General features: G+C 60.3%; 18 protein-coding genes. 13 read left to right on the top strand and 5 right to left on the bottom strand.

The window, feature by feature from the left end; genetic code table 11:
• Window positions 1–286 precede the first annotated feature (286 nt).
• Window positions 287–3,154, top strand: coding sequence for an RNA polymerase-associated protein RapA (rapA, locus tag BN1135_RS21120; protein ID WP_042024652.1), 2,868 nt, complete (start codon window positions 287–289; stop codon window positions 3,152–3,154).
• Window positions 3,155–3,269: 115 nt separating this feature from the next.
• Window positions 3,270–3,926, top strand: coding sequence for a bifunctional tRNA pseudouridine(32) synthase/23S rRNA pseudouridine(746) synthase RluA (gene rluA, locus BN1135_RS21115; protein WP_042024650.1), 657 nt, complete (start codon window positions 3,270–3,272; stop codon window positions 3,924–3,926).
• 72 nt (window positions 3,927–3,998) lie between these two features.
• Here rluA and BN1135_RS22640 read toward each other — a convergent pair whose 3' ends face one another.
• The gene (locus tag BN1135_RS22640) at window positions 3,999–4,187 is read right to left on the bottom strand and encodes a hypothetical protein (RefSeq protein ID WP_005336040.1); all 189 of its coding nucleotides are present in this window, start codon (window positions 4,185–4,187) and stop codon (window positions 3,999–4,001) included.
• Window positions 4,188–4,522: 335 nt separating this feature from the next.
• Here BN1135_RS22640 and dhaK point away from each other — a divergent pair, with 335 nt between their 5' ends.
• From dhaK to BN1135_RS21090, 4 genes are all read left to right on the top strand, one after another.
• Entirely contained in the window at window positions 4,523–5,593 is a 1,071-nt protein-coding gene (gene dhaK / locus BN1135_RS21105) for a dihydroxyacetone kinase subunit DhaK (RefSeq protein ID WP_033137955.1), read from the top strand.
• Between the two features lie 9 nt (window positions 5,594–5,602).
• The gene (dhaL, locus tag BN1135_RS21100) at window positions 5,603–6,232 is read left to right on the top strand and encodes a dihydroxyacetone kinase subunit DhaL (protein ID WP_042024649.1); all 630 of its coding nucleotides are present in this window, start codon (window positions 5,603–5,605) and stop codon (window positions 6,230–6,232) included.
• Window position 6,233: 1 nt separating this feature from the next.
• Window positions 6,234–6,950 (top strand): dihydroxyacetone kinase phosphoryl donor subunit DhaM, encoded by a 717-nt coding sequence (gene dhaM, locus BN1135_RS21095; RefSeq protein ID WP_042024648.1) that lies wholly within the window; start codon window positions 6,234–6,236, stop codon window positions 6,948–6,950.
• A 125-nt stretch (window positions 6,951–7,075) separates the two neighbouring features.
• On the top strand, window positions 7,076–8,158 hold the full coding sequence (locus tag BN1135_RS21090) for a glycerol dehydrogenase (RefSeq protein ID WP_005356517.1): 1,083 nt from the start codon (window positions 7,076–7,078) through the stop codon (window positions 8,156–8,158).
• A 92-nt stretch (window positions 8,159–8,250) separates the two neighbouring features.
• Here the strand turns inward: BN1135_RS21090 and dhaR are convergent, their stop codons facing one another.
• Both dhaR and BN1135_RS21080 read right to left on the bottom strand, forming a co-directional pair.
• The gene (gene dhaR, locus BN1135_RS21085; RefSeq protein WP_042024659.1) at window positions 8,251–10,143 is read right to left on the bottom strand and encodes a dihydroxyacetone kinase operon transcriptional regulator DhaR; all 1,893 of its coding nucleotides are present in this window, start codon (window positions 10,141–10,143) and stop codon (window positions 8,251–8,253) included.
• A 149-nt stretch (window positions 10,144–10,292) separates the two neighbouring features.
• Window positions 10,293–11,192 (bottom strand): LysR family transcriptional regulator, encoded by a 900-nt coding sequence (locus tag BN1135_RS21080; RefSeq protein WP_042024646.1) that lies wholly within the window; start codon window positions 11,190–11,192, stop codon window positions 10,293–10,295.
• A 133-nt stretch (window positions 11,193–11,325) separates the two neighbouring features.
• Between BN1135_RS21080 and BN1135_RS21075 the strand changes: the two genes are divergently transcribed.
• From BN1135_RS21075 to BN1135_RS21055, 6 genes are all read left to right on the top strand, one after another.
• The gene (locus tag BN1135_RS21075) at window positions 11,326–12,360 is read left to right on the top strand and encodes an agmatine deiminase family protein (RefSeq protein WP_223290175.1); all 1,035 of its coding nucleotides are present in this window, start codon (window positions 11,326–11,328) and stop codon (window positions 12,358–12,360) included.
• A gap of 80 nt (window positions 12,361–12,440) precedes the next feature.
• On the top strand, window positions 12,441–13,355 hold the full coding sequence (gene aguB, locus BN1135_RS21070) for an N-carbamoylputrescine amidase (protein ID WP_042024644.1): 915 nt from the start codon (window positions 12,441–12,443) through the stop codon (window positions 13,353–13,355).
• Complete coding sequence (locus BN1135_RS21065; protein ID WP_223290174.1) at window positions 13,352–14,470, top strand: extracellular solute-binding protein; 1,119 nt, start codon at window positions 13,352–13,354, stop codon at window positions 14,468–14,470. The genes aguB and BN1135_RS21065 overlap by 4 nt, the downstream gene beginning before the upstream one ends.
• A 17-nt stretch (window positions 14,471–14,487) precedes the next feature.
• Window positions 14,488–15,624 (top strand): agmatine deiminase family protein, encoded by a 1,137-nt coding sequence (locus BN1135_RS21060; protein ID WP_042024656.1) that lies wholly within the window; start codon window positions 14,488–14,490, stop codon window positions 15,622–15,624.
• Between the two features lie 410 nt (window positions 15,625–16,034).
• Window positions 16,035–16,898, top strand: a complete 864-nt coding sequence (locus tag BN1135_RS21890) for an HNH endonuclease (protein ID WP_082186858.1) — start codon at window positions 16,035–16,037, stop codon at window positions 16,896–16,898.
• 326 nt (window positions 16,899–17,224) lie between these two features.
• The gene (locus BN1135_RS21055) at window positions 17,225–17,692 is read left to right on the top strand and encodes a GNAT family N-acetyltransferase (protein WP_042024642.1); all 468 of its coding nucleotides are present in this window, start codon (window positions 17,225–17,227) and stop codon (window positions 17,690–17,692) included.
• Window positions 17,693–18,049: 357 nt separating this feature from the next.
• On the opposite strand, the gene ydiK is transcribed toward BN1135_RS21055, so the two are convergent.
• Window positions 18,050–19,135 (bottom strand): AI-2E family transporter YdiK, encoded by a 1,086-nt coding sequence (ydiK, locus tag BN1135_RS21050; protein ID WP_042024640.1) that lies wholly within the window; start codon window positions 19,133–19,135, stop codon window positions 18,050–18,052.
• Window positions 19,132–20,556 (bottom strand): bifunctional NUDIX hydrolase/phosphatase PAP2 family protein, encoded by a 1,425-nt coding sequence (locus BN1135_RS21045; protein WP_042024639.1) that lies wholly within the window; start codon window positions 20,554–20,556, stop codon window positions 19,132–19,134. Before BN1135_RS21045 ends, ydiK begins: the two co-directional genes overlap by 4 nt.
• 185 nt (window positions 20,557–20,741) lie before the next feature.
• Here BN1135_RS21045 and BN1135_RS21040 point away from each other — a divergent pair, with 185 nt between their 5' ends.
• Window positions 20,742–21,122 carry a hypothetical protein gene (locus tag BN1135_RS21040; RefSeq protein ID WP_042024637.1) on the top strand — a complete coding sequence of 127 codons (381 nt, stop codon included), beginning with the start codon at window positions 20,742–20,744 and terminating at the stop codon, window positions 21,120–21,122.
• Window positions 21,123–21,240: the final 118 nt, after the last annotated feature.

The raw sequence follows: 21,240 nt of genomic DNA, 5'->3' as shown, positions 1-21,240 counted from the left end.
GATGTGGCGCATTATAGGGATCTGGATCACGCTGGCAAGAGGCATTTAGAATTAAATTCGAGTTTTTAGCTCAACCGTTCACTAATCACCCAAAAAGTCGATTTATCCTGCAACAACACGCTCATTTGACAACGCCGACCTATTATCAGTCGGGACTGGCAGGCCGTAGATCAAGGTTATGGCGATTAGGTATCACCACTTCTATATCCATGGTGATCGAGATCACGGCTTCGGGTAACATAGCGCCCCTTTGCGATTCACACACTCTTGGGCTTTGGAGAGTTTAATGCCTTTTGCACTTGGCCAGCGTTGGATTAGTGATACAGAGACGGATCTGGGGTTAGGGACTGTCGTTGCTGTTGAAGGACGCATGGTTACCCTGTTGTTTCCGGCGACCGGTGAAAACCGTATGTATGCCAAAGAAGAGGCGCCGGTAACCCGGGTCAGCTTCAATGTGGGCGACCAGATCGCCACTCACGAAGACTGGACCATGACGGTCGAAGAAGTGCAGGAGAAAGATGGCCTGCTTATATATGTAGGTGTTCGCACCGACAATGATGAGCCCGTTGCCCTCAAGGAAGTGTTCCTCAGCAACTTTATCAAGTTCAACAAACCGCAGGAGCGCCTGTTCGCCGGTCAGATTGATCGGATGTCCCGCTTTACCCTGCGCTATGAAGCGTTGATCCATCAGCACAAGCGTCGCCTTAATCCGACCCGTGGGCTGGCCGGTGGCCGGGTCAGCCTGATCCCGCACCAGATCTATATCGCCCATGAAGTGGGTCACCGCTACGCCCCACGCGTACTACTGGCAGATGAAGTGGGTCTGGGCAAGACCATTGAAGCGGGCATGATCATTCATCAGCAGCTGCTCTCCGGCCGCGCCCATCGGGTGCTGATCCTGCTGCCCGAAACCCTGCAGCACCAGTGGCTGGTCGAGATGCTGCGCCGCTTCAACCTGCACTTCTCCCTGTTTGACGAGGAGCGCTGCATCGAGGCGTTCGCCGATGCGGAGAACCCCTTCGAGACCGAACAGCTGGTGATCTGCAGCCTCGACTTCCTGCGCAAGAAACGTCGTCGCTTCGAGCAGGTGCTGGAAGCCGAGTGGGATCTGCTGGTTGTCGACGAAGCGCACCATCTGGAGTGGAGCGAAGAGGCACCCAGCCGCGCCTACGAAATGGTGGAAGCGCTGGCCGAACAGGTGCCGGGCGTGCTGCTACTGACCGCTACCCCGGATCAGCTGGGCCACCAGAGCCACTTTGCCCGTCTGCGCCTGCTCGACCCCGAGCGTTTTTACGACTACGAGGCCTTCCTCGCCGAGGAGCAGGCTTATGGCCAGGTCGCCAGCGCAGCGCAAGAGCTGCTGGATGGCGAAACCCTGAGCGATGAAGCCAGGCATATCCTTGCCAGTCAGCTGGAAGGACTGGATCTCGGCGATGCCGCCGCACGTCAGCAGGCGGTCGCCAAGCTGCTGGATCAGCACGGCACCGGCCGGGTGCTGTTCCGTAACAGCCGCGCCAACATTCAGGGCTTCCCCGAGCGTCACCTCAATATCTACCCCATGCCGCTACCGGAGCAGTACAAGACTGCCATCAAGGTGATGGGCATGATGGGTGGCAATGGTGGCGATCTGCAGACCCGCGCCCTGCGTTACCTCTACCCGGAGAAGATCTTCCAGCAGTTCGAAGGTGACAACGCCACCTGGACCCAGTTCGACCCCCGCGTCGAGTGGTTGCTGGAGCTGCTGATCTCTGCCCGCCAGCAGAAAGTGCTGGTGATCTGCTCCGAAGCGGCCACCGCCATCGCGCTGGAAGAGGCGCTGCGTACCCGTGAAGGGATCCGTGGTGCCGTGTTCCACGAAGGGATGACCATTCTGGAGCGGGATAAAGCCTCTGCCTATTTCGCCCAGCAAGAGAGTGGCGCTCAAGTGCTGCTCTGCTCCGAGATCGGTTCAGAAGGTCGCAACTTCCAGTTTGCCAGCCATCTGGTGCTGTTCGATCTGCCGCTCAATCCGGATCTGCTGGAGCAGCGTATCGGCCGTCTGGATCGCATTGGCCAACAGAACATCGTCGAGATCCACGTCCCTTATCTGGAGGGAACCGCCCAGCGCGCCCTGCAGCTCTGGTATCACGATGGTCTGGATGCATTCGAGCAGACCTGCCCGACTGCCCGCCCGGTATTCGAGGCGGTGCGTGACGAGCTGTTCGAGCTGCTGGCCGCCAACACTGGCGATCAGGCAACTCTCGATGCCCTACTGATCAAAACCCGTGAACTGCATGAGCCGCTCAAGGCTCGGCTGGAACAGGGCCGCGATCGCCTGCTGGAGATCCACTCCAGCGGTGGCGCTGCCGCCCAGCAGTTGGTCGACAAACTGGCTGCCGAAGACGGCGACACCGGCATGATCTCCTTCGCCCTCAAGATGTTCGACGAGATCGGCGTCAATCAGGATGACCGTGGCGAGAACGCGCTGGTGCTGACCCCGGGGGATCACATGCTGGTCTCCAGCTTCCCGGGCCTGCCGCAGGATGGTATGACCATCACCTTCGATCGCCCGACCGCATTGTCGCGGGATGATATGGCGCTGCTCTGCTGGGATCACCCCATGATGCGCGGCGGTATCGACCTGATCTTGGGCTCCGAGATCGGTGCGACCTCGGTCGCACTGCTCAAGAACAAGGCGCTGCCTATCGGCTCGATCCTGCTTGAGCTGATCTTCGTCGCCGAGTCTGCGGCCCATCCCCAGCTCTACCGCTTCATGCCGCCAACGCCGATCCGTCTGCTGATGGACAAGAATGGCCAGAATCTGGGCGAGAAGGTGGCGTTCGATGCCTTCAACCGCCAGCTGACCCCGGTCAACCGCCATCTTGGCAGCAAGCTCGTGACTGCATCCCAGCCGGTTATTCACGGTCTGATAGGCAAGGGCCAGCCGATTGCCGAAGAGTTGAAAGCCGTGATTGTCGACAAGGCCCGTGCCCAGATGGCGCAGACCCTGCAGCAGGATCTCGATCGTCTGGAAGCGCTCAAGGCGGTCAATCCAAGCGTGCGCGATAGCGAACTGGATTACCTTCGTGATCTGCAGGCAGAATTGCACCACCTGATCGACCAGACCCAACTCAAGCTGGACGCAATCCGCTTTATCGTGGTCACCCATAACTGACGCGATACTGAAAAGGCATACGCTGATCCGGCTCACGCTGGATGCCATGCCCTTTATGATTGTGGTTACCCATAACTGATGGGGGCTTGCCCCCACCTTCTGATGCGAGACATTTATGTTTGAATACTCACCGCCGCTGGAACCCTGGCTCGAGATCCTGTTCAAGGACAAGGACATCATGGTGGTTAACAAGCCTACTGGCCTGCTGAGCGTCCCCGGGCGCGGCCCCGAGAATGAAGACAGCGTCTTGCATCGGGTGAAACAGCAACACCCCAAGGCGGCGGCAGCCCATCGCCTCGACATGTCCACCACTGGCGTCATTGTCATTCCTCTCAACCCCAATTCTCATCGGGAGCTGAGCCGACAATTTCGCGAGCGGGAGACCGAGAAGCACTACCTCGCCTGGGTGTGGGGTGAGCCGGAAGCAGAGTCGGGTCAGGTAGACCTGCCGCTCTGCGTCGACTGGCCCAACCGCCCGAAACAGAAGGTAGACCACGAGGAGGGGCGTCACGCCCTGACACTGTGGGAAAAACTGAAGGTGGAGAACGGCAACAGCCTGATCAAGCTGACCCCCATCACAGGTCGCTCCCACCAGCTGCGCGTCCATATGCTGGAGCTGGGGCACCCGATTCTGGGTGACAACCTCTATGCCCATCCGGATGCGCTGGCGGCGGCCTCCCATCTCTACCTGCATGCGGCCATGCTGACCATCAGCCATCCCCGCAGTGGCGAGCGGATGACCTTCGAGGCGCCAGCCCCCTTCCCGCTCTGATCCGAAGGGATGCGAAGTAAATCGCAGATATAAAAAAGCCCCCATCGCGAGATGGGGGCTTTTTCATTAGGGTCAGACGCGAATATCGATCTTGCTTCCCAGAGAAGCGCTGGCCGATGTCGGTGCAACCGGCGCTGATTGCGCTGCGTTTTGCAGCAGCTTCAGCGCAGCTTCGCCCTCTTGAGTCTGCTGTTTCTTAGCCAGACTGGCCGTCATCAACGCAGAACCAAACGACGCATTTGCAGAACTTGATATATCCATAGGGTTCCTCCTGCACTCAACAGTATCGGCCAACCAACGCAGAACATAAGTACCGAATGCAAAACAATCTGAAAATGGCTTTTCTATCAACCAGATTGATTTAGCAGACTGTGGATAGTCCATGGCTCTAACCCAGCCAGCCCTTTCATGGCTGTGAGGCCGCTAACAGTTTCCCGCCCGTTTGCCTCGTGCCGTTTCATATTGAAACACCGATCCCCTCTCTGCTGTTTCAAATCCGAACCGAACAGGCCGTCATTTTTCTCCCGATTTATCCCGTTAGACTGGCTCCATCAACCATTTGCCCACCCGTGCGGTGGCAAGCCAAGGAGTGAGCCATGAAGAAACTGATCAATGCCGTCGATGCCGTGGTCCGTGAACAACTGATGGGGATGGCAGCCGCCCACCCCGAGCTCAAGGTACGTATCGAACCCCATTACATCACCCGCGCCGACTCCCCCGTGATGGGCAAAGTAGCGCTGGTCTCCGGCGGTGGCAGCGGCCACGAGCCGATGCACGGCGGTCTGGTGGGCAAGGGGATGCTGGATGGCGCCTGCCCCGGCGAGATTTTTACCTCCCCGACCCCGGATCAGATGTACGAGTGTGGTCAGGCGGTCGATGGCGGCGCGGGCGTGCTGTTTTTGGTGAAGAACTACACCGGCGACGTGCTCAACTTCGAGACCGCAGTCGAGCTGCTGCACGGTGACGGGGTCAAGGTCGGCTTCTCACTGATCGATGACGACGTGGCGGTGAAAGACAGCCTCTACACCGCCGGTCGCCGTGGCGTTGCCACGACCGTGCTGTGCGAGAAGCTGGTCGGGGCCGCAGCCGAAGCGGGCTATGACCTGACCCGCTGCGAAGCGCTGGCCCGTCGCATCAACAACCAGAGCCGCACCATCGGCGTGGCCACCCACGCCTGCACCGTGCCTGCCGCCGGCAAGCCCTCCTTCACCCTGGCGGACAACGAGATGGAGTTCGGCGTGGGTATCCACGGCGAGCCGGGCATCGAGCGTCGCCCCTTCACCGATCTCAATACTCTGGTGGACGACATGTTCAGCGAACTGGCGGACAATACCCCCTATGGCCGCACCCTGCGCCACTGGGACAGAGCCTCCGGCAGTTGGCAGGAAGAGCACACCTTTATCGAACCGCTCAACAAGGGCGATCGGGTTATCGCCTTGGTCAACAGCCTCGGCGGTACCCCGATTTCAGAGCTGTATGGTGTCTATGGTCGCCTCGCTACCCTGTGCGAAGAGGCAGGCATCCATCTGGTGCGCAACCTGATTGGCCCCTACTGCACCTCCCTCGACATGACCGGCATCTCCATCACATTGCTCAAGGTGGATGATGAGCTGATGACCCTGTGGGATGCCCCCGTTCACACCCCCGCCCTGCGTCGCGGCTGCTAAGGAGAACCCATGTTAAGCAAGCATCACATCGTCAACTGGCTGCTCGACTGCGAACACATCTTTACCGAGCAGCGTGACTACCTCACCGCACTGGATACCGACATCGGTGATGGCGACCACGGCCTCAACATGCAGCGCGGCTTTGCCAAGGTGGCCGAGAAGCTGCCCGCAGTGGCAGACAAAGACATCGGTCAGGTGCTGAAAACCACCGGCATGACCCTGCTCTCCTCGGTCGGTGGCGCCAGCGGCCCGCTCTACGGCACCTTTTTTATCCGGGCAGCGGCCAGTACCGACGCCTGCCAGAGCCTGAGCCTCAACCAGCTATGCAAAATGCTGAGCGATGGGGTCGAGGGGATCGTCTCCCGCGGCCGTGCCGAGCCGGGTGACAAGACCATGTGCGACGCCTGGTGGCCAGCACTGGCCGCCCTGCAACAGGCGCAGCAGCAAGATCTGCCCCTCAACGAAGCGCTGGACAAGGCGGTGGCCGCCGCCGCAGCCGGTACCGAGGCCACCATCCAGATGCAGGCCCGCAAGGGGCGCGCCAGCTACCTTGGCGAACGCAGTATCGGCCATCAGGATGCCGGGGCCACCTCGACCCTGCTGCTGCTGACCGCCCTGCGTGACAGAGCGAGGTTGTGACATGATCGGAATCGTAGTTGTCTCTCACAGCGCCATGCTGGCGGCCGGATTGAAAGCGCTGGCCGACCAGCTCGGCAGCCCGGCCAAGTTGCTGCTGGCGGCCGGGGTCGATGACCCCGACCACCCCATAGGCACCGATGCCATCGCCGTGATGAGTGCGATTGAAGAAGCAGACGACGGCAGCGGCGTGCTGGTACTGATGGACTTGGGCAGCGCCCTGCTCAGCGCCGAAACCGCCCTCGAACTGTTGCCCCCTGAATTAAGCGCCCGGGTGCGGCTCTGCCCCGCACCGCTGGTCGAGGGCACCCTGGCCGCCGTGGTGGCGGCTGGTTCCGGCATGACGCTGGATGAGGTAGCCGCCGAGGCACTCGGCGCGCTGGGCCCGAAACAGGCGATGCTGCCTGCCAGTGCGGCACCAGCCGCCACTGAGACCGACCCCGTTACTGACGACGGCTGGCTGCGCTGCGAGGTGCTGGTGGATAACCCCCACGGCCTGCATGTGCGCCCCGCCGCCCGACTGGTGGCCGCCCTCAAGCCCTTTGCCGCTGAACTCAAGCTGCAAAAGGGGGATAAAGAGGCCAATCCCCGCAGCCTGACCCGGCTCACCATGCTTAACGTGCGTCAGGGCGACATGCTCACCCTGCTGGCGCGCGGGGAGGATGCCACCGCCGCATTGGCCTGCTTCCAGCAGCTGGCAGCCGAGCGCTTTGGCGACTGACGCCACTGTTTCAAGGGGCTGCACTCGCTCGCTGAGCCTGTGCAGCTTCATTCAAGACGAAGGAGTCCCCGGCACTGCCGCCCCTTCGCCCCGATTCTTAATTAGTAAAGAGAGAGGGATAGAATATGGACCGCATTATCATCAGCCCCAGCAAATACGTACAAGGCAACGGGGCCCTCGCCAATATCGGCAACTACGTCAAAGCGCTCGGCAGCAAGCCGCTTATTCTGGCCGACGCCTTCGTCACCAAGCTGGTCGGCGATACCGTGGCCACCAGCTTCCACGGTGCAGGTATCCAGCCGGAGTTCGACTGCTTCAACGGCGAATGCTCCCGCCCCGAGATCGACCGCCTGCTGGCCCGCTGCCAGCAGACCCCGTTTGACGTCATCATCGGCATCGGCGGCGGCAAAACGCTGGATACCGCCAAGTCGGTCGCCTTCTACCAGAAGGTGCCGGTGGTCATAGTGCCGACCATCGCCTCCACTGATGCCCCCACCAGCGCGCTGGCGGTCATCTACACCCCGGAAGGGCAGTTCAGCGAATACCTGATGATCCCGACCAACCCCAACATGGTCATCATGGATACCGGTGTGGTCTCCCGCGCGCCGGTGCGGCTGCTGGTCTCCGGCATGGGGGATGCGCTCTCCACCTACTTCGAAGCGCGCGCCAACAAGGTCTCCGGTTGCCAGACCATGGCAGGTGGCGCCTCCACCCTGGCGGCGCAGGCCATTGCCGAGCTCTGCTACAAAACCCTGCTGGCCGATGGCTACAAGGCCAAGCTGGCGGTGGAACAGGGGCTCTGCACCAAGGCGGTGGAGAACATCATCGAGGCCAACACCTACCTGAGCGGTATCGGCTTCGAGAGCAGCGGGCTGGCCGCCGCCCACGCCATCCACAACGGCCTGACCCAGCTGGCCGAGTGTCACCACCTCTACCACGGTGAGAAAGTGGCGTTCGGTACGCTGGTGCAGCTGGTGCTGGAGAACGCGCCGATGGCGGAGATCGAAACCGTGCTGGGTTTCTGCCGCTCGGTGGGCCTGCCGACCAACCTGCATATGATGGGGGTCAAGGAGCTGGATATGGCGCGCCTGATGGAGGTGGCCAAAGCCTCCACCGCCGAGGGCGAGACCATTCACAACATGCCGTTCAAGGTCACCGCCGAGGATGTGCTGGCGGCCATCGTCACCGCCCACCAGCTGGGGCTGTAACTGCGCCACTACTGACCTTGCCATATAACACGGCCCCGCAACTGCGGGGCCGTTTCATTTTCGCGGCCGGTTGGCGATGGCTCGGATCGCCGTCAGCCGTGATAGTCGGCGGGATCGATCTCGAGCAGCTTCAGTCGCCGCCACAGGGTGGTGCGACTGATGCCAAGATGTTGGGCCATCTGGCTCACCTGCCCCTTGCAGGCGTGAGCGCAGCGCAAAATGGCTTGGCGCTCCAGCTCCGCCAAGGTGAGCAGCGGTTGCCCCACCACCTCATCCGCCACCAGCTGATAGCCGTGACGAATGGCGGCGGGCAGCGCCTCGGGCGGGATCCGCCCCTGACCGGAGTGAAGCAACGCATGCTCGACCGCGCTGCGCAGCTCCCCCAGATTGCCGGGCCAGGGATAGGCCAGCAGACAGTCGAGGGCCGCCGGGCTGAACTGGCGCACCGGCTCGCGCCCCTGCGCCGCCAACTGCTGGCTGATAAGGCCCGGCAGATCCGCCGCGCGCTCCCGCAGCCCCGGCAGCCACAGCTCGCACGCCTGCAAGGCATAGAGCAGCTGGCGGCCAAATAGCCCCTCCTGCACCAGTTGCTCCAGCGGGGCGCTGCTGGTGGCGACGATCCGCACCTTGAGCGGCAGGATGCGGGCCGAATCGAAGCGCTGGATGCGACCGGTCTTGAGCAGTTGCAACAGCGCCGCCTGCATGGGGGCGGAGAGGCACTCCACCTGCTCCAGCACTAGGGTGCCACCGTGGGCCAGCTCGAACTTGCCCGCCCGCTCCTGCCCCGCCTCGTCGGAACCCATCAGCTCCAGCGCCATCCGCTCGCTCGGCAGCGCCTGACAGTTGAGGGTAATGAGCGGCCCGGCAGCCCGCTCGCTGCCAAAGTGGATCGCCTCCGCCAGCTGGGCCTTGCCCACCTCCTCTTCACCGCGCAACAGGATCGGCCCCTGACTCTGGGCCGCCTGCCGGGCGTAGCGCAACAGCTTGCGCATGGCGCTCGACTCCCCCACCAGCGCCGACAGCTCGGGCACCGTCTGGCGCAGCTGGTGAATGGCCCGCAGCCGATCGACCGGGTGCAGCAGGGCGATAAAGCTGACCCCCTCCGGCCCCGGCAACGGCTTGAGGCTCACCAGCGCATTGATAAACTCCCCCTCCTGAGCGCCGAGCCGCTCCAGCGTTACCTCCACATGGCTGAGCGGCGTCTGCCCCTTGATGGCCAGCTGCAACCGCTGGGGCAGCAGCAGGTGCTGCTCCAGCGGCTGGCCGAGACAGAGCGCCGGATCGAGCCGCAGCCGGTGTGCCGCCAGCGCGTTGAGGTAGCGCAGTCGGCCTTGCGGATCCCAGGCCAGCACGCCGTCATCCATGCCGTCGAGCAGGGCGTAAAGCTCGCTCAGGTGGTGCTGGGACTCCTGCATCAGAGTCTCCATCTGCAGCAGATGGGCCAGCTCGCGCCCGGCGCTGACGGTGAGCGCCAGATCGCCAGCGCTCGCCTCCTCCACCTTGCAGATCAGGGCGATGATGGCGACCTGACGGCCGTTGCTGTTGTAGACCGGGCTGGCGCAGCTGTGCCACGGGTGGAGGGTCTGGTTGAAGTGCTGGGGGCCGCTGACGCAGAGCGGCACTCCCTCCAGCGCCGCCAGATTGATGGCATTGGTGCCGATGCGCCCCTCGCTGAAAAAGGCACCGGGGCCAAACCCCAGCGCTGCCAACTCCGCCAGCGTGCCGGGGTGGCCGGTCTGGGCCAACAGGCAGCCGCTCTCGTCGGTGAGCAGCAGTACGCAGGGGCGCCCCTCCATAAATTCGTAGAGATCTTCGAGGGCCATCTCGCCGGTGGTGAGCAGATCCCGCTTGCGCTGGCGCAGGCTCTGCAAGGTCTGCCCCTTGGCGCTGTGAGGCGGATGCCAGAGGGTGGCGCTGGTCTGGTGGGCGCAGCGCAGCCAGGAGGCCTGCAGATAGTCAGGCCAGGGCTGAAGGTCAGATGGCATGGTCACGGCAGTATCCAGTAAGCACGCAGCCAGAAGGCATACCCATAGTCAGGAGCGGGTGAAGGTCAGATGGCATGGTCACAGCAATATCCGGCAAGATGTGAGCCGACCATTTAACCACGCCAGCGCGTCCGATTCAGTGACCTGCCTCAGAGGGTGGCAACCCCATCCTCAGCACGGTCGGGTTCGCCCCCGGCAAATTGCTGGCCGAGCCAGTGGCAGAAGGCGCGGCACTCCGGCATCCCTTCGCTCTCCTGATGCACCAGCAGATTCCACTGCGGCCCCTTGACCCGATGGGCAGAGAGCGGCAACAGCTGCCCCTGCTGACGGACGGGACGGGAGAGCAGCTCGCTCACCAGCGCCACGCCGAGTCCGGCGCTGGCCGCCTCCAGCAGCAGACCGGGATCGGAGAAGTTGAGCCCCCGGGTTTGCAGTTGCAGATCCTCTCCCCCCTTGAGCGTCCAGTGATGCCAATCCAGCGCCCGCTCACCGTGCAGGGTGGTGCGCTCTGCCGCAGGTTGTGCCAGCACCGCAGGCGTGGCCACCGGCAGCAAGCGATCCGCCACCATGTGCTGATGGCGACACCCGGCCTGCGGCCCGAGATCCCAGCGCAGGGCGAGATCGATGGTCTGCTCCGCCATGTCGGGCTCTTCGTCGCTAGTAAAGAGCCAAAGATCGATGTCGGGATGCAGCCGATGAAACTCCCCCAATCGCGGCAGCAGCCAGTGGCGGGCGATGGCGGTGCTGGTGTTGAGTACCAGCTGGTTCGGTTTGCGGTACTGCTCCAGCCGCTGGATCCCCATCGCCAGCTGCAACAGCACGCTCTGGGTGGTCTCCAGCAGATCCTGCCCCGCATCGGTCAGCGCGACCGAGCGCCCCTGCCGGTGAAACAACGGCTGACCGAGCAGCTCCTCCAGCGAGCGGATCTGCTGGCTGATAGCGGACTGGGTCAGATGCAGCTCCTGCGCCGCCTGATGAAAACTGCCGAGTCTGGCCGCCGCCTCAAAGCCCCGCAACACGTTGAGCGGGGGCCACTGCTTGAACACCATTGATTAGCTCCACTTATCACTTTTACCGAAAATTGATCGTTTGTTCGCCATAGCTTGCGGGAATAGTCTATTCCCATCGTCAGCAATCTTAATAGTACCTAATCAGGGTGGTGATATGCGGGAGCAGGGAATTGTGGCAAAGGGCTGGTTTATGCCCGCCGAATGGTGTCAGCACGCAGCGACCTGGATGGTCTGGCCCCACAACAAGGCACTGTGGGAGTCAGGCTGGGGCGTCACCCTCGCCGGAGTGCAGCAGGACTTCGCCCGGGTGGTCAATGCCATTGTCCGGTTCGAACCGGTCAAGCTGGTGGTCGACCCTTCCGCGCTGGCCGAGGCGCGCGCGCTCTGTGACCAGCGGGTGACCCTTGTCCCCATTGCGGTGGATGACAGCTGGTGCCGCGACTCCGGCCCCACCTTTATCTGCCACCCTGAACTCGGCAGCGCCGGGGTGAGCTGGCGCTTCAACGCCTGGGGCGGCAAATCGGCCCACCCGCTCGACGAAGGGCTGGCCCGCCGCATCCTCAATAGCCTGGAGCTCGATACCATCGGCAGCTTTCTGGCCAACGAAGGGGGCGCCATCCATGTGGACGGCGAAGGCACCCTGATCACCACCGAATCTGTGTTGCTCAACAGCAATCGCAACCCGGGGATCAGCAAGGGCGAGATCGAGCAGATCTTCAGTCGCCTGCTCGGCATCGAGAAGACCATCTGGCTGCCGGGGGATCCCGACCATGTCACCGGCGACATGACCGATGGCCATGTGGACGGGGTCTGTGCCTTCAGTCGCCCCGGCCAGCTGCTGGTAGATGCCACCCGCGATACCACCTCGACCTATGCCCGTATCGTCAGGGAGAACCGCCACGCCCTGATGCTGGCCACCGATGCCAAAGGGCGCACGTTCGAGCTGCAAGATCTCTATGAAGCCAGCGAGGCCATCGATGCAGAGGCCGAGGTCTTTTGCGCCTCTTACACCAACTTCTACATCACCAACGGCGCCATCATCATGCCCGCCTATGGCGTGGCCAGCGACCGGGAAGCGGCAGCAGTTCTGCAGAGCGCCTTCCCGCAGCGGGAGGTGGTGCCGGTGCAGATCAACCAGCTGGCACACGGCGGCGGCGGTATCCACTGCATCACCCAGCAACAACCGGCATGGCCGGTAAAAGGATAAGACGATGAGCAACATCACCGTCGCAACCACCCAGTTTGCCCGTTGCAGGGTGCTGGCTGGCATTCAGGGAGGAAGAACCGATGAGTAAAATTGTTGTGGCGACCACCCAGTTTGCCTGCAGCTGGGATCTGCCACGCAATCTCGACATGGCGGAGAGTCTGGTGCGGGAAGCCGCCGCCAAAGGGGCGGGTCTTATCCTGCTGCAAGAGCTGTTTGCCACCCCCTACTTCTGCATCGAGCAGCACCACGGCCATCTGGCGCTGGCCGAGTCGTTCGAACAGAGCCGGGTGCTGCGCCGCTTCTCGGCACTGGCTCGCGAGCTGGGCGTGGTGTTGCCCATCAGCTGGTTCGAGCGGGCCGGTAACGCCTTCTTCAATTCGCTGGCACTGGCGGATGCCGACGGCAAGCTGCTGGGGGTCTATCGCAAGACCCATATTCCCAATGCCATCGGCTATCAGGAGAAGGAGTACTTCAGCCCCGGCGATACCGGCTTTCGGGTCTGGGAGTGTGCCGCGGGGCGGATCGGCGTCGGCATCTGCTGGGATCAATGGTTCCCGGAGGCGGCACGCAGCATGGCCTTGCAGGGCGCAGAGCTGCTGCTCTATCCCACCGCCATCGGCTCGGAGCCGGGGGCTGCTCATCTCGACTCCCGCGATCACTGGCAGCTGACCCAGCGCGGCCATGCCGCCGCCAACATCATGCCGGTGATAGCCGCCAACCGGATTGGCAACGAGGTGGCAACCACAGATCCCACCCTACAGATGGCGTTCTACGGCTCCTCTTTTATCACCGACCACAAGGGGGCGCTGCTCGCCGAGGCGGACAGGACCACCCCGGGCGTGCTGGTGCAGGAGCTGGATCTCGCCGCCATGGCAGAAGAGCGCATGAGCTGGGGCATCTATCGGGATCGCCGCCCCGAGATGTATGGCGCCTTGCTGAGTCTGGATGGCCATCACAGCCAAATGGCAGGCAACCACAGAGGAGTCCGGACATGACACGCAAATTATCCCGCACGCTGGCCCTGTTCACGGCCATGTTGCTCAACGGCACCGCCATCGCGGCAGAAGAGCTCGATCAAGAGCAATCGGCCGAAAAAGTGCTGCGCCTCTATAACTGGGCCGACTATTTCGCCCCCGATACCCTTAGCGCCTTTACCAAAGAGACCGGGATCCGGGTCATTTATGACGTCATGGACAGCAGCGAAACCCTGGAAGCCAAGCTGATGGCCGGTCGCAGCGGTTATGATCTGATCTTCCCCGGCGATACGGTGGCGGAGCGGTTGATGCGCGCCGGCAGCCTGCAACCCCTCGACAAGAGCAAGTTGCAGCATCTGGCCGACATCGAGCCGGGCTTGCTGCGGATCCAGCAAGCCTATCCCCATTCACGAGATGCGGTGGTGCCCTACACCTGGGGCACCATAGGGCTCACCTACAACGCCGGGATGATCAAGCAGAGGATGGCGGATGCCCCGGTCAACAGTCTCGACCTGTTGTTCAAGCCCGAGCTGGCGGCAAAGTTTGCCGACTGCGGCATCTCCATCATCGACTCCCCCGACGAGGTGCTGGCGGTGGTGCTGAACTATCTGGGGCGTGAACCCCGCAGTGGCAAAGCCGAGGATCTAAATGCCGCACTGGCGCTACTCAAGGGGCTCAAGCCCCATATCCGCAAATTCCAGTCCCAGCCGGTGACCCAGCTGGTCAACGGCGATCTCTGCCTCTCACTCGGTTATAGCGGTGACATGACGCAAGCCAGCCGCAGCGCTGCCGAGGCAGGAAAAACAGCGCAGTTCGAGTACCGTTTACCCAAAGAAGGGAGCACTATCTGGATGGATACCATGGCGATCCCGACCGATGCCGCCCATCCTGAATACGCCTATGCCTTTATCAATTTCGTGATGCGCCCGGCCAACATGGCAGCCATCACCAATAGCACCGGCTATCCCACCGCCAGTGCCAAAGCAAGGTCGCTGGTCGATGCCACCATGACCGGCAACCCGGATATCTATCTGGATGACGCCACCTATCAGCGGCTCATCCCGGGCCAGGATATATCGCAACCAGAGATGCGTGCCCGCATGCGAGCCTGGACTCGCTTCAAGAGCAGCCTATGAATCATAAGGAGTTTTTCATGCCATCCCGACGCAACGTATTGAAACAGCTGGCGGCCATCGGCGTACTGGCCGGGCTCGGCAATCTGCCGGGCAAGGCCCACGCGGCCAGCAGCAATGCAGAGGAGGATGCTGCCAGCGCCAGCGGCGAGCCGTTCCATATGCCCGATGAAGCCGCCCCTCAGGCGCAGGTCTGGGTCGCCTTTGCTGCCAGCGCCGATATCTGGGGCCGCGACTACAAAGAGGTGCAGGCCACCATAGGGCGGCTGGTTAAAGCCATGACCCCTTACACCAAGGTGAGTGTGCTCTGCCGCGAAGAGGAGGAGGCGCTGGCCCGCAAGCTTTGTGGCGAGCAGAATACCCGCTTTATCGTCGCCGAGCTGGACGATATCTGGCTGCGGGATACCGGCGGCGTCTTCGTCCAGAACGGCGAAGGGGAGCTGGGGCTGGTGGATTTCAACTTCAACGGCTGGGGCGACAAGCAGGAGCACGAACAGGATGCGGGGGTAGCCGAACTGGTCAGCAAGCAGGCGGATGCCCACTATCTGCAGAGCAAGCTCACTGGCGAGGGGGGCGGCATCGAGGTGGATGGCAACGGCACCGGCATCATGACCGAGAGCTGCTGGCTCAACAGCAACCGCAACCCGGGAGTGAGCAAGGCGCAACTGGAGGCGGAGCTGAAAGCCAATCTGGGACTGCGCAAAATCATCTGGCTACCGGGCATCAAGGGCAAGGACATCACCGATGCCCACGTCGATTTCTACGCCCGCTTTGTCCGCCCTGGGGTAGTGGTGGTCAATATGGACAACGACCCGGCATCCCACGACTACCAGGTGACCCGCCAGCATCTGGCCATCCTCAAGCAGGCCACCGATGCCGACGGCAACAAGCTGGAGCTGCATGTGCTGCCGCCACCGCTGGATGTGCGGGACAACCGCTTTAGCCGCAGCCGCGACTTTGCCGCCGGTTATATCAACTATCTGCCGATCAATGGCGCGGTGATCGCCCCCGAGTTTGGCGACAAGGCCGCCGATAGCTACTGCCACGATCTGCTGGCCAAGCTCTACCCCGGCCGTAAGGTGGTGCAGATCAATATTGACCCGGTCGCCGCCGGTGGCGGCGGTATTCACTGCATCACCCTGCACCAGCCTGCCTGACCCTACCCTACCGACCGATAACAACCCGGGGCGTTGCCACGCCCCGGGTTATATCGCCATGCCCATTGTTGTTAACCACGAGCCCCTGACCCGCCGCCGTTCCGCATATTGGCCCACTACGCCATATGGGGTGTCACCGCGATCACACTCCCGAGTTATTCAGAAAGCTGGGGCTGGGTGGCGCTTTCCATTACCGTTCCGGAAGTGTATTTTTGCCAGACGGCCAAAAATAGAGCCAAAGGAAGACGCTTAGTGAATGCGTCCAGCACCAGAGATTGATCGGCAATGTTGTGATTTAAAATGAATTTTCGTGGCGGTGATCAGGGCAAACCGGAGTTATATGGAAGGCTCTATTAACGGATTAGTACCGCCTTCCATCTAATCACTCTTAGCTACCTATAGAGTTTCTAATGACTAACGTAGTTGCAAGCGATGGACGTCAGCTCAATGCCACATACTCAGTAGGCGAGTTTCAATCAGTTTCAGGGTTAATTTTGGAGTCTTGGGGGCCCTCGACCAGGAACGCAGATTACAACAAAGCGTTTGATCTCATTTTGGAGCGCCTACAAGTCGCAGGATGTCCTTTCATTTCCGTCAACGTCATTTCTCGTGATCTAGTCAAGGCTTTTCCAGAGTTTTCTGATCGAGTAATAAAAATTAATGGTCAAGTGAACTTGTCACTTGTAGCCGGTGGAGCAGAAAAACTTCGAACTGTAATTGGAGCACAGCAAGCGCTACTTAAGGTGAACCCAAAATCCAAGGGTGGCAATCGAACAAAACGTATATTGGTGTACAGCCCCTCAATTGCATCGGAGGATTGGGTTAAAATCGCAACGGGCAGGGTTAGTTCAGGTCAACTGATGCGGCGGCCACTGGATCCAACTGCTGAACATGCAGAACTAGAACAACGTGCAGCTGCCTTGGTGGCGAAAAAAATAGAGGCGCCAGCAGGTAGTTCAAAGCCAACCAGTACAACAATTTCGAGTGCAGCATATATACGAGATCCATCGGTTAAAGCTTGGGTTATTCAGCAGGCTGATGGTCGTTGTGAGTTTTGTGAATACCCAGCCCCGTTCTTAAAAGAAGATGGTCAACCTTATTTGGAAGTACACCATGTTACACCCTTGTCAGAGGGGGGCAGTGACAGGATCTCGAACGCTGTTGCATTGTGTCCAAATTGCCACAGACGCATGCATCACAGCCAAAACAAACTGGAGCTCAGGGGGGAAGCGGTCAACAAAATCTATAGGTTGGTGCGTGAACCAGATCGCTAACAAATCAATCAACTTCGCGCCTTCGGCGCCGGACGCGCTAAAGCGTGCCGGTTATTGAGGCGTTATATGCCTAGAGCGTGAAATTAGGACTCCCACCATCCTGAGAAAGCCGCTGTATCACCAGCACGGCCAGGATGGATGTCCTTTTTATCGATAGTATGTTTCGAAAAATTCACGCTCACATAACAAAGCATTTAAGAATGACTCGCAACGCTTGGTATTTTCAGTGTAAGGTTGGGTTTTGTGTTTAGGGTACAATGGATTAGGTTAGGTGGCAGCGTAGCTCACCCATTAATATGACGTTATCTCGCTTTAAAGGATTAGACATGATTAAGCTCAGACCGATGACCGCAAGTGAATATCCAGCTTATTGCGATTATTTTATTGATGATTACAGCCTTGAAATAGCTCAAAATTATGGCCACTCAATAGATAGAGCGATCGAATTAGCCAATCAGGAGCTTCTTCGTAGCTTTCCTAATGGCTTGAAAAGTGATAAGCATCAATTATTGTGCATCGAATCAGATTCAGAATTAGTTGGTTATTTGTGGCATTCGATTAACGCCGATGATAAATCCACGTTTATTTATGACTTCTTCATTTTTTCAAATCGTCGCAATAATGGTTATGGGAAATTGGCAATTTCTGCGTTTGAATCAAAATTAACATCGATTGGTATTGAACAAATTAAATTACGAGTAGCGTACCAAAATCAAAGAGCGTTAAAACTGTATCAAGATGTTGGCTTTTCCATTTCTGGCTACAATATGTCAAAAAAGATAGGCTTAAATTAGAAAATCCGCCTTCCTGAGCAAACCGCCGTATAGCCAGCCCGTAGGTTCGATTAGCCGCAAGGCGTAATCGGACGTTCGCGTAAATCAATCTCCCCGCTATAACGGCTACTCCGATTTCCCATCTGCCAGAGGCCGCTGATTCACGGAAATTCCGAGACGGCGGTATCTCGTTCGTCCGATTACGCTTCGCTAATCGAACCTACATGGGACGGTACTATGTGGTGAATGCCGGTTGGCGCGGATCAGCCAACCTGACGCCATCGCCATAAATCACGATCGTCAAAAACCAAAGAGCCGCCCTTATGGGCGGCTCTTTGTATCAGCGATTGATGGCTGAATCGTCTTGTTACTGAATCGTCACTCGGCCTTGGGCGATTCAACAACAGCGGCTGCCGGTTGGTCATCTTCCTTGATCCAGGCATCCAGCAGGGTGTAACCCACCGCCAGCACTACTGGGCCGATAAACAGGCCGATGATCCCCATGGTCAACAAGCCGCCGATAACACCCACCAGAATGAGGATGAGCGGCAGGTCGGCGCCACGCTTGATCAGGAAGGGGCGCAGGAAGTTGTCCATGGTGCCGGCAATCAGTGACCACACCAGCAAGAAGGTGCCCCAGGTGGTGTCGCCGCTCCAGTAGAGATAGCCAACGCTGGCCATCAGCACCGGGAAGGGGCCGATCTGGGCGACGATCAGCAGGAACATCACCACCACCAGCACCATGGCGTAAGGAATGCCTGCAATCAGCAGACCGACACCGGCTACCGAGGATTGCACCAGCGCAGTTACCACCACCCCCATCGCCACGGCACGGATCGCCTGTGAAGCGAGCACTGTAGCATTGTCACCACGCTCGCCCGCCAGTCGGTGGGCAAAGCGGCGAATACCGGTCGCCACCACTTCACCTGAGTGATAGAGCACGCCGCAGATACCGACCGTCAGCAGGAAGTGAACGAACAGCAGCCCCAGATTACCGGCCTGAGAGGCCAGCCAGCGGGCGGTCTGACCAAAGTAGGGGGTCAGCTTGGCAAACAGCACCTGACCACCGCTCGCCAGGATCTGCTGCCAGAAGTCATAGAGCTTGCCACCCACCAGCGGGATCTGCTGCAACCAGAGCAGCTCCGGCGGCGGTGACTGGCTGATATTGGTGCCCAGCTCGATCAGCATCGGCGCCTTCTCCGCCACATTGGCCAGAGTCATAAAGAGCGGGATAACAAATATCAGCAGCAGCACCAGCGTCATAAACAGCGCGGCCAGCGAACGCTTGCCCCACAGCAGCCGCTGCATCATCAACATCAATGGCCAGGTGGCGATGGTGATCATGGTGGCCCACACCAGCGCAGGCAGGAAAGGTTGCAACACCATGAAGCAAGAGATAATGAGGATGCTGATAAACAGCACCCCCAGGGTTATCTTGGCCAAATCCACTTTTTTCACATTCATAAAATTCCCTTGTTCGGGCATTTGCCCTTGGGTCGTGAGTCGTTTTTCAAGAAAGAGAGTATCCACCAGAGGCCAGCGCTCAACCAGAGCCCCAGCCCGAAAAAGAGCGATAACTGGCCGAGCAGGATAGTGAGCGAACTGCTGGTCAGCAGCGGCAACCCCCACAGCATGGCACCGATCACGGCGCCCCCCGCCAACGTCACACCACCGGTCAACAGCGGCGAATAACCATCACGGGGCAAGGGAGCCAGACCACCGAGCCAGAGGCCCAATGCAGCCAGCCCAATCCCGGCCAGATGAGCCGACTGTGCCCAGCCCGCAATCAGCAGGCTGGTTGCAATCAGTAGCAGCCAGCCTGCCACTCGCCCATCCAGTCGCCAGCAGGGGCGAGCGGCCAGCAACAAGCCGCCTATCAGCAGCCCCGCCGCCACATCAGAGATAAAGTGCACCCCGAGCCAGACCCGCGCCAGACCGGTGACCAGCGCCAACAGCAGAGCCAGCGAGATCGCTCGCCAGCGGTGGGTCGGCCAAAGCCAGCCAAGCAGCGCGCCCCAAAACAGCAGCGCCGAGGCGGTATGGCCGCTCGGCATGCCAAAACCTTGCGCGCTCTGGGTTGCCAGCAGCGGTTGCAGATGGAAGGGGCGCGGCCAGCCAATCCCCTCCTTGCCTGCTTGCACCAGCAGCCCAAGCCACAGCATGGCAAACAGCAGCTGGCGTAACCGCGGCCACCCCAGCAACGGGAGCAGCAAAGGTATCAGGGCAAGCTGAAAGCCGCCTGAACCAAACAGATTGCTGACCGACAGCCACCAGACATCGGGCCCCAACCACTGCTGCACGCGCATGATCAGCGGGATCTCGGTTTGATGCAGCACGCTGCCCTGCGCCACAAAATCGGCCTGCCAGCGCACCTTACTCTCGGGCACCTTATCCAGCCGGGATTGCAACCAGTCGAGCTGATCCGGGAAGCGGCGCTGCTCGCGGGGGAGCTGGTCGATGGCGATCAGCCGGGCATTGAGGATCTCGCCCCCCAGATTGGGGGCCTTCAGGATGGAGACAAAACCGGAACCCTGCTGGACGGCTGTATTTCGCTGCGCGGCTGTATTTCGCTGCGCGATGATGGGCTCAAGGGTGCGGCAGGCGAAGATAACCGCTCGCTGCCAGCGGCCCAGCTCCTGCACCACCTCCCCCTGCAAGCCGGTCTCCTCATGGAGTTCGCGCAGCGCCGCCTGTTGCGGGCTCTCGCCGCCATCGATATAGCCACCACTCAGGCTATAGCGGGAGGAGATACGATCCTGCACCAGCAACAACTGATCCTGATGACGGATGGCACAGGCAGCCGCCGTAGGTGGCGCAGGCTCGGCACTCAAGGCTGGCGCAACGGTAAACAGCGTCAGCAACAGTAAAAAGAGGGTTCTCGACATCAATTTGCTTTCCCTATGCGTAATGGCGACAAGCCTCCCAGAAATCAGATAGTTGGGCAATGGTAGCGGCCGGATCGCCGCCGTTTCCACCGCGATGACGGTGCACGGAAGATTGCGATGAAGCAGAGCACTCCCTACTATTGGCGGCTATCTTCAATTTCATGCAGCAAACGCTGGAGCCCTCCATGAGACAGTTCGGCTTTTTCCTCGGCATCGCCATCGGTGTCATTTTGATACTGTTCGGCAGCATCGTCATCTTCCAGGCGCTCCCTGCCGCCCTGGATGTACTGGAGATGCCAAGCCGCATCCCGTTTGTGCGCGAGGTTTACACCTGGCTGATGAGCAGCGCCAACGGCCTGACCGCCCAGCTGGAGCAGAACTTCCTGGAAGCCTTCCAGACCGTGCTCAAGCTGATCCTGCTCATTACCTTCATGTGGGTCTGCGTCAAGCTGGTCAACATGGGGGTGCTGATTATCCGCGCCGGGGTTGACCTGATCCGCACCGCCATCGCCCACAGCGAAGGCCCGCACGACCAGAAGAAGCCGGATCAGCAGGATCACTTCTAATCCCATCCGTGGTCGATTGATGTGAGAGATGCCGCACCAAACAGGGGCGGCATCTTTTATACACTATATAAGCAGCCCCACCGGCAACCCGGTGCAGACGCCCCCAGTCACCTACTTT

It is taken from the genome of Aeromonas sobria (assembly GCF_000820145.1).
In the GTDB taxonomy this organism is placed as follows: Bacteria; Pseudomonadota; Gammaproteobacteria; order Enterobacterales; family Aeromonadaceae; genus Aeromonas; species Aeromonas sobria.
This window is presented reverse-complemented; position numbering and strand designations above follow the sequence as displayed.

Excerpts from the sequence above, each read along its gene's own strand:
- BN1135_RS21045 (WP_042024639.1), bottom strand. The coding sequence starts at position 20,556 with ATGTCGAGAACCCTCTTTTTACTGTTGCTGACGCTGTTTACCGTTGCG.
- rapA (WP_042024652.1), top strand. The coding sequence starts at position 287 with ATGCCTTTTGCACTTGGCCAGCGTTGGATTAGTGATACAGAGACGGAT.
- aguB (WP_042024644.1), top strand. The coding sequence starts at position 12,441 with ATGAGTAAAATTGTTGTGGCGACCACCCAGTTTGCCTGCAGCTGGGAT.
- BN1135_RS21055 (WP_042024642.1), top strand. The coding sequence starts at position 17,225 with ATGATTAAGCTCAGACCGATGACCGCAAGTGAATATCCAGCTTATTGC.
- BN1135_RS21090 (WP_005356517.1), top strand. The coding sequence starts at position 7,076 with ATGGACCGCATTATCATCAGCCCCAGCAAATACGTACAAGGCAACGGG.
- dhaR (WP_042024659.1), bottom strand. The coding sequence starts at position 10,143 with ATGCCATCTGACCTTCAGCCCTGGCCTGACTATCTGCAGGCCTCCTGG.
- dhaL (WP_042024649.1), top strand. The coding sequence starts at position 5,603 with ATGTTAAGCAAGCATCACATCGTCAACTGGCTGCTCGACTGCGAACAC.
- rluA (WP_042024650.1), top strand. The coding sequence starts at position 3,270 with ATGTTTGAATACTCACCGCCGCTGGAACCCTGGCTCGAGATCCTGTTC.
- dhaM (WP_042024648.1), top strand. The coding sequence starts at position 6,234 with ATGATCGGAATCGTAGTTGTCTCTCACAGCGCCATGCTGGCGGCCGGA.
- BN1135_RS21060 (WP_042024656.1), top strand. The coding sequence starts at position 14,488 with ATGCCATCCCGACGCAACGTATTGAAACAGCTGGCGGCCATCGGCGTA.
- BN1135_RS21080 (WP_042024646.1), bottom strand. The coding sequence starts at position 11,192 with ATGGTGTTCAAGCAGTGGCCCCCGCTCAACGTGTTGCGGGGCTTTGAG.
- ydiK (WP_042024640.1), bottom strand. The coding sequence starts at position 19,135 with ATGAATGTGAAAAAAGTGGATTTGGCCAAGATAACCCTGGGGGTGCTG.
- dhaK (WP_033137955.1), top strand. The coding sequence starts at position 4,523 with ATGAAGAAACTGATCAATGCCGTCGATGCCGTGGTCCGTGAACAACTG.
- BN1135_RS21040 (WP_042024637.1), top strand. The coding sequence starts at position 20,742 with ATGAGACAGTTCGGCTTTTTCCTCGGCATCGCCATCGGTGTCATTTTG.
- BN1135_RS22640 (WP_005336040.1), bottom strand. The coding sequence starts at position 4,187 with ATGGATATATCAAGTTCTGCAAATGCGTCGTTTGGTTCTGCGTTGATG.
- BN1135_RS21890 (WP_082186858.1), top strand. The coding sequence starts at position 16,035 with ATGACTAACGTAGTTGCAAGCGATGGACGTCAGCTCAATGCCACATAC.
- BN1135_RS21065 (WP_223290174.1), top strand. The coding sequence starts at position 13,352 with ATGACACGCAAATTATCCCGCACGCTGGCCCTGTTCACGGCCATGTTG.